Source organism: Xanthomonas sp. DAR33341, assembly GCF_003992815.1.
Lineage (GTDB): Bacteria > Pseudomonadota > Gammaproteobacteria > Xanthomonadales > Xanthomonadaceae > Xanthomonas > Xanthomonas cissicola.
The window spans coordinates 85445-97072 of record NZ_QEYV01000010.1; the positions used below are offsets into that span (position 1 = coordinate 85445).

11 protein-coding genes, 1 other RNA gene and 1 pseudogene are annotated in these 11628 nt (G+C 65.7%); 6 read left to right on the forward strand and 7 right to left on the reverse strand.

All coding sequences use genetic code 11. From position 1 onward, the window contains the following. Nucleotides 1–233: 233 nt before the first annotated feature. The gene (locus EO156_RS00915) at nucleotides 234–812 is read right to left on the reverse strand and encodes a DUF2059 domain-containing protein (RefSeq protein ID WP_029827835.1); all 579 of its coding nucleotides are present in this window, start codon (nucleotides 810–812) and stop codon (nucleotides 234–236) included. Nucleotides 813–867: 55 nt separating this feature from the next. On the opposite strand from EO156_RS00915, the gene arfB reads away from it, so the two are divergent. The 4 genes from arfB (at nucleotide 868) to dcp (ending at nucleotide 5314) form a co-directional block, all read left to right on the forward strand. Further along, nucleotides 868–1299 (forward strand): alternative ribosome rescue aminoacyl-tRNA hydrolase ArfB, encoded by a 432-nt coding sequence (arfB, locus tag EO156_RS00920; protein ID WP_016849165.1) that lies wholly within the window; start codon nucleotides 868–870, stop codon nucleotides 1297–1299. A gap of 2 nt (nucleotides 1300–1301) precedes the next feature. Further along, entirely contained in the window at nucleotides 1302–1931 is a 630-nt protein-coding gene (locus EO156_RS00925) for a lysophosphatidylcholine acyltransferase (protein ID WP_005912266.1), read from the forward strand. A gap of 89 nt (nucleotides 1932–2020) precedes the next feature. Continuing rightward, nucleotides 2021–3037 carry an isoaspartyl peptidase/L-asparaginase gene (locus tag EO156_RS00930; protein WP_003488951.1) on the forward strand — a complete coding sequence of 339 codons (1017 nt, stop codon included), beginning with the start codon at nucleotides 2021–2023 and terminating at the stop codon, nucleotides 3035–3037. Nucleotides 3038–3145: 108 nt separating this feature from the next. Next, entirely contained in the window at nucleotides 3146–5314 is a 2169-nt protein-coding gene (gene dcp, locus EO156_RS00935; RefSeq protein ID WP_003488952.1) for a peptidyl-dipeptidase Dcp, read from the forward strand. Between the two features lie 352 nt (nucleotides 5315–5666). Here dcp and EO156_RS00940 read toward each other — a convergent pair whose 3' ends face one another. Then, nucleotides 5667–6722, reverse strand: a complete 1056-nt coding sequence (locus tag EO156_RS00940) for an MBL fold metallo-hydrolase (protein WP_005928581.1) — start codon at nucleotides 6720–6722, stop codon at nucleotides 5667–5669. Between EO156_RS00940 and EO156_RS00945 the strand changes: the two are divergent. Next, nucleotides 6721–6952: pseudogene (locus EO156_RS00945) on the forward strand (hypothetical protein). The gene EO156_RS00940 and the pseudogene EO156_RS00945 sit on opposite strands and share 2 nt — an antisense overlap. 9 nt (nucleotides 6953–6961) lie before the next feature. Beyond that, the gene (locus EO156_RS00950; protein WP_005928578.1) at nucleotides 6962–7594 is read left to right on the forward strand and encodes a TetR/AcrR family transcriptional regulator; all 633 of its coding nucleotides are present in this window, start codon (nucleotides 6962–6964) and stop codon (nucleotides 7592–7594) included. Nucleotides 7595–7629: 35 nt separating this feature from the next. On the opposite strand, the gene EO156_RS00955 is transcribed toward EO156_RS00950, so the two are convergent. From EO156_RS00955 to EO156_RS00975, 5 genes are all read right to left on the reverse strand, one after another. Further along, nucleotides 7630–7705: non-coding RNA, sX9 sRNA (locus tag EO156_RS00955), on the reverse strand. A 63-nt stretch (nucleotides 7706–7768) separates the two neighbouring features. Beyond that, nucleotides 7769–8116, reverse strand: coding sequence for a VOC family protein (locus tag EO156_RS00960; RefSeq protein WP_016849164.1), 348 nt, complete (start codon nucleotides 8114–8116; stop codon nucleotides 7769–7771). Between the two features lie 68 nt (nucleotides 8117–8184). Continuing rightward, a complete protein-coding gene (locus EO156_RS00965; protein ID WP_050595571.1) occupies nucleotides 8185–8946 on the reverse strand; it encodes a helix-turn-helix domain-containing protein in 762 nt (253 codons plus the stop codon). Nucleotides 8947–9060: 114 nt separating this feature from the next. Then, nucleotides 9061–10320: a cation:proton antiporter gene (locus EO156_RS00970; protein WP_016849162.1), complete on the reverse strand. Its 1260-nt coding sequence runs from the start codon at nucleotides 10318–10320 to the stop codon at nucleotides 9061–9063. Between the two features lie 340 nt (nucleotides 10321–10660). Continuing rightward, a complete protein-coding gene (locus EO156_RS00975) occupies nucleotides 10661–11617 on the reverse strand; it encodes a LysR family transcriptional regulator (protein ID WP_003488961.1) in 957 nt (318 codons plus the stop codon). Nucleotides 11618–11628: the final 11 nt, after the last annotated feature.

Here is an 11628-nt window from a genome sequence, read left to right on the forward strand (position 1 = left end):
CTGCCGTGCTGCTTGCTTCCCCCGCTTGCGGGGGAAGGTGCCCGAAGGGCGGATGGGGGCCTGCTTGCAACAGGCGCTCTCCCGCGGGGAGAAGGAGGCACCGTGTTCTTCCGTCACCGAAAGGTAAAGCACCTCCGTCACCAACAACGCAATCCCACACCCATACTCGCACCCACACCCGTCGCAGCGATCACGCGGCCCACTCCCCAATCTCGATTCTCCAATCCCGCCTCTCAGGGCTTCTTGGCCGGCGCAGGTTCGTTGACGATCTTCTCCAGATCCTTCTGCAGGTCGGCAAACAGCGGCAGCATCCTTTGCTGGATGGCGCCCATCAGGTTCTGGGTCAGGGCGGGGGTCTTGTCGAGCAGGCTCTGGCCGGCCGAGCTCTCGTAGAACTCGGCCATGGCCAGCACGTCCTCGCGCGAGAACGAGCGCTTGTAGATATCCACATACATCGGCCGCAGTTCCGACCACGACAGCGCCTTGCGCACGGTCTGGCGGGTGCGTTCCTGGATGCGTTGCAGCTGCGCCTGTTGGTCGGCGTCGAGCTGGCGCTGTGCGGTGAGCTGGGCGAATTGCTGCTGCTGCAGTGCTTCGATCTGCGGCAGCATCGTGTCCAGCATGGTCTGCGCGCGCGAGGCGGCCAGCAGGCGGTTGATGTCGGCATCGCTGGGCGCTTGCGCCCACACGGCCGGGGCGGCCACGGCCAGCAGGGCCGACAGCAGCAGCCGGCGGGCAAGGCGGCGCGCGGCAGCGAGCGAAGAAGTAGGTGTCATCGGAGCATCCTGCAAACGGGGGACCGGCCGCAGCATACGGGAGCTGGCGTTCGCGCGCGCGTCCACGCCGCTGCCGATACAATCGGCGCACATGGCCAGCGACCCGATCCAGATCACCCCCAGCCTGACGATTCCGCTCAGCGAACTCGTCGAGCGCTTCGTGCGTGCCAGCGGCGCGGGCGGGCAGAACGTCAACAAGGTGTCCACTGCGGTGGAGCTGCGTTTCGACGTGGCGGGGTCGCCCTCGTTGCCCGAGCCCTTGCGGGCCCGGTTGCTGTCGCGGCGCGACCGCCGCATGACGGCCGACGGCGTGCTGGTGATCGACGCGCAACGCTTCCGCACCCAGGACCGCAACCGCGACGATGCGCGCGAGCGACTGGTCGAAATCATCAGTGCGTGCCTGTCGGTGCCCAAGCGCCGGGTCGCCACCAAACCGAGTCATGGTGCCAAGCTGCGGCGGCTGGATGCCAAGCGGGAACGCAGCCAAATCAAGCGTGGACGCTCGGCGTCCCACTGGGAGTAAGCGTGAGTCAAGCCGACCCGTCGTTGCCACCGGTAACACAGGCCAACATCCTGCTGCAGCCATCTCCGCCCCGGATGCCGCGCGCCCATGGCCGCTTCATCCGCTGGCTGGGCCGTACCGCCTTGCGCGTGACCGGCTGGCGCCTGCTCGGGCGGCTGCCCGACGAGCCCAAGCTGGTCATGATCGTGGCCCCGCATTCGTCCAACTGGGACGGGTTTGTGGGATTTGCGGCCAAGTTCGCGCTCGGCTTCGACGTGCGCGTGCTCGGCAAATCGCAGTTGTTCTGGTGGCCGCTGGGTCCGCTGTTGCGCAGGCTTGGCGCCATCCCGCTGGACCGCAGCTCGCCGCAGGGCACCATCGGCCAGGCGGTGCGATTGATCCGCAACTCCGAGCAGATGTGGTACGTGATCACGCCCGAAGGCACACGCAAGCGCGTGGAGAACTGGAAGGCCGGCTTCTGGAAGATCGCCTCCGATTCCAAGGTGCCGATCCTGCCGGTGTATTTCGACTACCCCAGCAAGACCGTGGGCATCGGCGAGCCGTTCTGGACCGGTAACGACATGGCCGCCGATATCGCCGCCATTCGCACCTGGTACCGGCCATGGCGCGGCAAGCATCGCGATACGTTGTGAGTGGCGTGGCGCGCGGTTGAAGGATGGCCGGCGTTGCTTGGTGAATCCGGTCCGCCTGACGTGAAACATTCACTCCATCGAGGAACTTCATGATCGCTAAGTCCGCACGCGCGTTATGCCTGTCGCTCTTTCTGCTGCTCATCGCCGGCCCGGCGCTTGCAGCCACGCCGATGCTGGTCATCCATGGTGGCGCGGGCGTGGAGAAATCCAGCCTTTCCAAGGACGAGCAGGCGCAGGCGCGCGAGGCGATGCAACGCGCACTGCGTGCCGGGCACGCGGTGCTGCAACGTGGCGGCAGTGCAGTGGATGCAGTGGCCGCCACCATCACCGTGCTGGAGGATGCGCCGCAGTTCAACGCTGGCCGCGGTGCGGTGTTTACCCATGACGGCAGGAACGAACTGGACGCGGCCATCATGGATGGCGCCAGCGGCAAGGCCGGTGCGATTGCCGGCGTGCACACGGTCAAGAACCCGATCCTGCTGGCACGCAGCGTGATGGACCGCTCCAAGCACGTGATGCTGGTCGGCGACGGCGCTGAAGCGTTCGCGCGCGAGCAGGGCATCACCCTGGTGGACCCGGGCTATTTCCGCACCGACAAGCGCTGGCAGCAACTGCAGAAAGCGCTCAAGGCCGAGGCCGGCGACCGCCAGGCGCAGGCCGAGCTGGATCTGGAGACCGCCAAGCATTTCGGCACCGTCGGCGCGCTGGCGCTGGACCGCGACGGCCATCTGGCTGCCGGTACCTCCACTGGTGGCATGACCAACAAGCGCTATGGCCGGGTCGGCGATGCACCGATCATCGGGGCCGGCACCTATGCCAACAGCCAATGCGCGGTGTCCGGCACCGGCTGGGGCGAGTTCTACATCCGCGCCGTGGCTGCCTACGACATCTGTGCGCGCATGAAATACGCCGGGCAATCGCTGCAGCAGGCCGCCGAGACCGTGATCGACCAGCAGATCCCGAAGGCCGGCGGGGACGGCGGCGCCATCGCGCTGGATGCACAGGGCAACCTGGCGTTTCCATTCAATACCGAGGGCATGTACCGCGGCTGGATCGGCGCCGACGGCACCGCGCATGTGGCGATTTTCAAGGACGAGACGTTGTAACGCCGCCATCCCCAACCGCGGCCTTCCACCCAATCCAACGGCACATGCCAGCGGTCGCGAAACCCGCTAGCGTGCCCGGCTGCACTACCCACTCAGGAATCACACGCCATGTCGCGTACCGTCGTTCTGGCCGCTGCCATCACCCTGGCACTGGCTGCTTGTTCTGGAAAAGAGTCGTCTGGCCAGGAGTCCACCACCGTGCCCGAGAAAACCGCCCCGGCTCCGGCCGCGGATGCTGCATCCAACCCCTTGCTGACCGCCAGCACGCTGCCGTTCCAGGCGCCGCCGTTCGACAAGATCCAGGACGCCGATTATCTGCCGGCGTTCGAAGAAGGCATGCGCCAGCATCTGGCCGACATCCGCAAGATCGCCGATAACCCAGAAGCGCCGACCTTCGACAACACCATCGAAGCGATGGAGCGCGGCGGCGAAACGCTCACGCGCGTGTCGCGCATCTTCTTCGGGCTGGTGCAGGCCGATACCAGCGACGCACGCCAGAAAATCCAGGAAGAGATCGCGCCCAAGCTGGCCGCGCATCAGGACGAGATCAATCTCGACCCCAAACTCTTCGCCCGCGTCAAAACCATCTACGACCAGCGCGACACGCTGAATCTGGATCCGGAGCAGAAGCGTCTGGTCGAGCGCGACTACGAAGAGCTGGTACGCGCCGGCGCGCAGTTGTCCGATGCCGACAAGGACAGCCTGCGCAAGCTCAACGTGGAAGAAACCACCCTCTCCACGCAGTTCCATACCCGCCTGGTCGCCGCCTCGGCTGCCGGCGCGGTGGTGGTGGACGACAAGGCCAAGCTCGATGGCCTGAGCGAAGGCGATATCGCCGCCGCGGCCGATGCCGCCAAGGCCCGCAAGCTCGATGGCAAGTATCTGCTCACTCTGCAGAACACCACCCAGCAGCCGGTGCTGGCGTCGCTGAAAAATCGCGAGCTGCGTGCCGAGGTATTGAAGGCCTCTGAGACGCGCGCGGAAAAGGGCGATGCCAACGACACCCGCCAGACCATCCAGCGGCTGGCGCAGCTGCGCGCGCAGAAGGCCAAGTTGCTCGGCTTCGACAACTACGCCGCCTACAGCCTGGGCGACCAGATGGCCAAGACGCCGGATGCCGCGCTCAAGCTGCTGACCGACACCGTGCCGGCTGCCACTGCCAAGGCACGCCGCGAAGCGGCCGAGATGCAGAAGGTCATCGACGCGCAGAAAGGCGGCTTCAAACTCGCCGCCTCCGATTGGGACGTCTACGCCGAGCAGGTGCGCAAGGCCAAGTACGACCTGGACGAATCCCAGATCAAGCCGTACTTCGAACTGGACAACGTGCTCAACAACGGCGTGTTCTACGCCGCCACGCAGCTGTACGGCATCACATTCAAGCAGCGCACCGACATCCCGACCTATCACGCGGATATGAAGGTGTATGAGGTGTTCGATGCCGACGGCACCTCGATGGCGTTGTTCTACACCGACTACTTCAAGCGCGACAGCAAGTCCGGTGGCGCGTGGATGGACGTGTTCGTCGAGCAAGACGGCCTGACCGGTGCCAAGCCGGTGGTCTACAACGTGTGCAACTTCACCAAGCCGGCCGCCGGCCAGCCGGCGCTGCTCAGCTTCGACGACGTCACCACCTTGTTCCATGAGTTCGGCCATGCGCTGCATGGCATGTTCTCCAAGGTGAAGTACCCCTCGATTGCCGGCACCAGCACCTCGCGCGACTTCGTGGAATTCCCCTCGCAGTTCAACGAGCACTGGGCGTCCGATCCAAAGGTCTTCGCCAACTACGCCAAGCACTACCAGACCGGCGCAGCGATGCCGGCCGAGCTGGTGGAAAAGATCAAGAAGGCCAAGACCTTCAACAGCGGCTACGCCACCACCGAATACCTGTCGGCGGCGCTGCTGGATCTGGCCTGGCATACCCAGCCGGCCGATGCGCCGCTGCAGGACGTGAGCAAGTTCGAAGCCGATGCCTTGAAGCGCTTCAAGGTGGATCTGGCCGAAGTGCCGCCGCGCTACCGCAGCAGTTATTTCGATCACATCTGGGGCGGCGGGTATTCGGCCGGGTACTACGCGTACTTCTGGTCGGAAGTGCTCGACGACGATGCGTTCGAATGGTTCAAGGAAAACGGTGGCCTGACCCGCAAGAACGGCGATACCTTCCGCGCCAAGATCCTATCGCGCGGCAATACTGTCGATCTGGCCACGTTGTACCGCGATTTCCGCGGCAAGGACCCCAGCGTCAAGGCGCTGCTGGAAAACCGCGGGTTGACCGAGTGAGCGATGTGCGTGCGTAGGCATGCATGCCTCGCCAGTGCGATTGGCAAACAAAGACGGGATGGCCATGGCCATCCCGTCTTTGTTCGTGCGCATGTGACGCGCTATATGACGATGTTGCCACTTTCAGGATCAGCATTCAGTTTTTCAACGCACCGTGCGCGGGTACATGCCACATCTTGCCGGTCGTATCCGCATGCCTGCCGCTGCAGTGCGAGACGCGCAGATCGAGACGCGAGGCAGTGGCACTAGCGATGTCGAAGAGCCTGACGTTGCCGATGTTTGCGTCACGCTGTGCACGCAGTCACCAGGACGCCGGCAGGCACCATGGCCTAGCCACCCCGCAGCCCGCCACTTATGGCGTTGCCACCAACCCATCCGACGCGCTCGCCGCAGCGTCCTGCGGCCACCAACGCACGCGGTTGCCGGGGGCATTCAAGTCCACGCGCTCGCCCATGCACGGGGTGATCAGTGCGACGCCAGCGCAGTCGGCCAGCGCCACGATCCGGTCCAGCGGTTCCTGCCACGCGTGCATGGCCAGATCGAAGGTGCCGTTGTGGATCGGCAGCAGGCTACGGCCGCCGACGTCGATGAACGCCTGCAGGCTCTGCTCCGGCTGCATGTGCACGTGCGGCCACATGTGGTCGTAGGCGCCGTTTTCGATCAATGCAACATCGAACGGCCCGAGCCGCTCGCCGATGGTCTTGAAGTGCGGGCCATAGCCGCCATCGCCGCTGAAGAACAGGCGCAGGTCGCCTGCCTGGATCACCCAGGAACACCACAGCGTGCGCCCGTTGTCGAACAGCCCGCGGCCAGAAAAATGTTGCGACGGGGTGGCGGTGAGCTGCAGGCCGGCGACGCTGATCGAGTCCCACCAATCCAACTGCCGTACCTTGGCCGGGTCCACGCCCCAGCGCACCAGCAGGTCGCCCACGCCCAACGGGGCGACAAACACGCCGACACGGTCGGCCAGCGCGCGGATGGTGGCGCGGTCGAGATGGTCGTAGTGGTCATGCGACAGGATCACCCCGGCCAACGGCGGCAGCGCATCCAGTGCAATCGGCGGGGCGTGGAAGCGCTTGGGCCCGGCGAATGGCACCGGCGAGGCGCGTTTGGAAAACACCGGGTCGGTCAGCCACAGCCCGCCCGCCAGCTTCATCAGCAGCGTGGAATGGCCCAGCCGGTACAGGCTGCGATCCGGCGCGGCCAGCAGGTGCGCGCGTGTCAGCGGCTGCACCGGCAAGGGCGCGGCGGGCACCGTGGTGCGGGGCTTGCCGAACACCATGGCCCACATCAGGCCGAGCTGCTCGCGCAGGGTCATGACGGTGGTCGGCAACGGCATCGCATTACGGAAGCGGCCAGCGCGAAACTGTGGCGAATCGGCGTAGGGGGAAGGACGTGGGGGAGCCATGGGAAGTCCGAGCAAGACGTGGGAGAGCAGAAGAAGTACGAGCGATCAGGCAACGGCGATGCAGCAAGCACTCGGTGCACCTGGCGTAAGGATCGGCATGGACGGGACGTACAGCCAGCTTCCTACACACCAACTGCGGCGGGATGACAACGGCGGATCACACCAGTGCCAGGAGAGATTACACTGGGCAGTGTAGTTTTATTTTCGTGAAAGTAAACTACCAGGTGTAAAATCGCCAGATGTCGACCGCACCCTCCCTTCCGGCCAAGCCCCAGCGCCTGACCGACCGCAAACGCAACGCCATCGTCGAGGCCGCCATTGCCGAGTTCCGGCAGCACGGCTTCGAAGCGACCAGCATGGACCGTGTAGCCGCCACCGCCGGCGTTTCCAAACGCACGGTCTATAACCACTTCCCCAGCAAGGACGCCTTGTTCGGCGAGATTTTGCGCGGGCTGTGGCAACGCAGCGCCGAGGCGGTGAATCTGGCGTATCGGCCCGATCAACCGCTGCACCTGCAGTTGATCGCCCTGCTGCAACAGAAGCTGCGGCTGTTGGACGACCCGGCGTTCATCGATCTGTCGCGCGTGGCCATCGCCGAAGGCATCCACTCGCCGGCGCGGGCGCGCGAGTTGCTGTCGCAGCTGGGCAGCAAGGAAGAGGGCACCACCACCTGGCTGCGTGCCGCACTGGCCGACGGCCGGCTGGCAGGCGTGGAGCCGGACTTCGCCGCGCAGCAGTTGCAGGCGCTGGTGAAGGGCTTTGCGTTCTGGCCGCAGATCACCCTGGGCCAGCCGCCGCTGTCGCCGCAGCAACAGACGCAGGTGGCCGAATCGGCGGTGGCGATGTTCCTGGGGTTGTACGCGCGCAAGTGAGCGCGCGTCGGCACGCTCGCTTGCGCGCTTAGGGCGGCAAACGAACGTAGCGAGCAGTCGTCGGGTGGGCACGGCCGGCGCACTCAGAGGCGCAATGGACGAGTGGTACACGCCGATTCCGGGCACCGGCCGCGCCCGCCTGGCGGTGCGCGCGGGCGTTTGGTGGCTGCTCTCTTAGTCCTTCGACCACACCGCCAAGGGATAGCCATGCGGGTCGGCAAAGTGAAAACGTCGCCCGCCCGGAAACGCGAACACCGGTTGGGTGATCTGCCCACCTGCCGCTTCGATGCGCGTCTGGCTGCGTGCCAGATCATCGGAGGCGAGCACCACCAGCGCGCCGCCCGGTTGCGGCGTGCCGTGGAAGAAACCGCCGCTCAGGCGGCCGTCGCGGAATTCGCAGTAGTCGGGCCCGTAGTCCTGAAATGTCCAGCCGAAGGCCTGCCCATAAAAGGCTTTGGCGACGGCGATCGAGTCCACGGCAAATTCCAGATAATCGATGCGGTGCTGCGTGGCGTCGGTCATGGCGTGCTCCTGAGTAAGTGCACAGCATGCGGATGGCGCACGCCGGTGGCTTGGCGAAAACGGCCAACTCAGCGTGCGTGCTGCTGCACCAGTGCGCGCGGGCTCAGCCCGGTGAGCTGACGTGCATCGCGCACCAGGTGCGGCGCATCGCCGTAGCCGGCGTGCAGCGCGGCGTCGGTCAAGTTGCGGTGCCCTCGCACGATCCGCAGGAAGCGCTGCAGGCGCAGGACGCGCTGCAGCGTCTTGCTGCCATAGCCGAATGCGTCCTGGCAGCGGCGGCGCAGCGAACGCTCGCTGATCCCCAACGCATCGGTCAATGCGCTTAGCCGTGTCGGCGTGCCGACGGCCAGTTGTTCGAACAGCCAAGCCATCTGCGGATCGCGCGCTGCGGCGTGCTGTTGGCAGAGTGCCTGCAAGGTCTGTAACGGATCAGCACCGTCTTCCAGGCGATGCTGCCACATGCGGCCCTGCACGCCCCATAACGATTCCAGCGCGACGCGTTGGTCGGCAATGGCGTGTAACGGCAGCTGCAGCAGACCGGCCGCCACGCCCGCCGCCAGACGGACACCGGTCAACGTCGTGCCTGCTGCCACCGATGCAGGATTGGCCATGCGATCCGGGCCGGCGACGAATACTTCGCTGCCATCCCAGATCAGATCGACGCTGCCATCGGGCAACACCAGCACCGGTTGCGTCGCGCGACCGCCCTGGCGAAATTGCCAACTGCACTGTAGCCGCGCGCGTAACGCAGCCGGCGCCGCGCTTTGGGCATAACACGACTCAGCTGGGTTCGACGTGACGGAACCCTGCGGGGACGCGGATGCGGGCATGTGCAGTGCCGCAACCTCGAGCGCGCGGAGATCCAACGCCATGCGCTCGGCCGCAGCGCAGTTGTATGCACGGTATCCGGCCTGACGCGGCACTGCAGCACCATCGCGCCCTCATCAGTGAGGCGAGTTGCTTGCGGCCAGCGCATCGGCCGCTGCGTGCCGTCTGCCCTGGAACCAGGCCACCATCGGCGACGCCATCACCGTGGTCACCAGCGTCATGCCGAACAACAGCGTAAACAGATCCGGCCCGATCACGCCGCTATCCAGTCCGATCTTGATCACCACCAACTCCATCAGCCCGCGTGCGTTCATCAGCGAGCCCACGGTGAGACTGTCGCGCCATCGATGGCCGCTCAGGCGCGCACCCAGCGTGCAGCCGAGCAACTTGCCGCTCACCGCCACGCCGATCACCAGCACAAGTCCGCTCAGGCCGGCGCCGGCGAACGCGCCAGGGCTGGTGGCTTGACCGGCAACGGCGAACAGCACCGGCATCAGCAAGGTGATGGCCAGCGGCTCGATGCGCCCGGCCAGATGCTCCAGCAGGCGGTCATCGCGCGGCAGGCAGATGCCGAACAGGAAGGCGCCAAAGATCGCATGCAGCCCGATCCACTCCGCCAGCGCGGCGCATGCCAGCAGCCCGATCAATACCCATACCAGCGCGCTCGGTGCATACCGGCCGTCATGCGCGCGGGAGCGCAGCAGGCGCGCATAGGCAGGCTTGAGCACACCGAACACGCCGGCGATCAGGACCAACGCACCGATGGCCGTGAACGCCACACCGCCATGCGCGTTGTTGCCGGTCAGGGTCAGCACGATCGCCAGGAAGATCCATACCGTGGCATCGTCGATCACGGCCGCGCCCAGCGCCAGGCGGCCGGCCGGCGTCCGCGTCATGTTGCGATCCTTGAGGATGCGTGCCAGCACCGGAAATGCCGTCACCGACATCGCCGCGGCAATGAACAGCGCGAACGGCCAGAAGCTGACGCCTTGCGGTGCGAAGCGCGGGAACAGCCACGGCGCGACAGCCAGACCGAGCAGCAGCGGCAACACGATGCCGGCCACGCCCACCAGGACCGAGGCACGCACTTGCGCCTTGGTGCCTTCCGGCGCACGCAATTCCACGCCGACCACGAACATGAAAAGCACCACGCCCATCGTGGCCAGGCCGGACAGCGGCGGCAGGGTTTTGGCGGCGAACAACGCCGTGTGCAGGTCGGGCAGCCAGGCACCGAATGCGATCGGACCGAGCAACAGCCCGGCCGCCATTTCGCCGATGACCGGCGGCTGTCCAATGCGTTGCAACAACGCACCGCACAGGCGCGCAGCGCCCAGGATCACCGCCAACTGCACCAGCAACAACGTGGTTTGATTCATCGCCTCAGCATTCCAGTGGTTGAGTCGGCTCGGCCCTCGCGTCCTGCAGGTCATCGGCCAGTTCCCCCAGACCGACGGCACAGCGATGCGCCGCATGCGCTGGCTGCTAGTTTATGCGTGACGACGCGCTGCGATCACGTTGGTGATCGACACGCGCAGGCAATGCGCTTGAGGTGAGATGCTGATGGCCCTATACACGCACCGGCATCTTGTCGCGTTCGCTCGCATTGCTGGATGGCACACGCGCTTAGCGCGCTTCATCGAGCGTCTTCCGGCGCATGCGCGTGCTGGGTTGCGTGCTCGCATCGCCAGGCGATAACGCTGGGCCATATCGAACGGCTCAACGCTCCGAATCGCCGCTCTCGTCATAGCCACGCGGGGTGAACAGATCCGGCTGGATCAGCTCGATAAACGCGCGTGCTTGCGGCGACAGATACTTGCCCTTGCGCACCACCACGCCGTAACTGCGGGTCGGGAAAAAATCCTTCAGCGAGCGCGTGGCCAGCTTGTCGCGGTCGGCCTCGGTGAGGCAGATGGCGGTGACGATGGAAATACCCATGCCCATCGCCACGTATTGCTTGATCACCTCCCAACCGCCCACCTCCAGCGCCACGGTGTAGGGCACGCGCGCCTGCTGGAAGATCAGATCGACCAGGCGGTAGGTCACCTGCCGGCGCGGCGGCAGGATCAATGGATACGGCGACAGATCCTGCAGCGAGACCTCGGCCTTGCCAGCCAACGGATGGTCGGGCGGGGTGATCAGCAATTGTTCGAAACGGTAGACCGGCGCGTAGTTGAGGTCGGCCGGCACGTCCAGCATCGAGCCGACCGCCAGATCCACCGCATCTTCGCGCAGCAGGTCGGTGCCATCGGCGCTGATGGCGTTGTGCAGGGTCAGCCGCACGTCCGGATGGCGCGCGCGGAAGTTGGCCACGATGCGCGGCAGCAGGTACAGGATGGTGGAGCTGTTGGCGGCGATATTGAGTTCGCCGGCATCGAGCCCGCGCACCTTCTCGCGAAAGCTCGCCTCCAGCCCATCCAGGCTTTCCACCAGCGGCTGCGCCATGTCGTACAGCAACTGGCCCTCGCGGCTGGGCGCCATGCGTCGCCCGGAGCGCTCGAATAACGGCACGCCCAGATCACGCTCCAGTGCCTGCAGCTGCAAGGTCACCGCCGGCTGGCTGACATAGAGCGCCTCAGCCGCACGTGAGACAGAGCCCAGCCGCACCGTCTGGCAGAACGCGCGCAACGGCTTGAGCCGATCGGATTTGTAGGAAAATCGAGGGGTTGGCGCCATGGTACTACTCT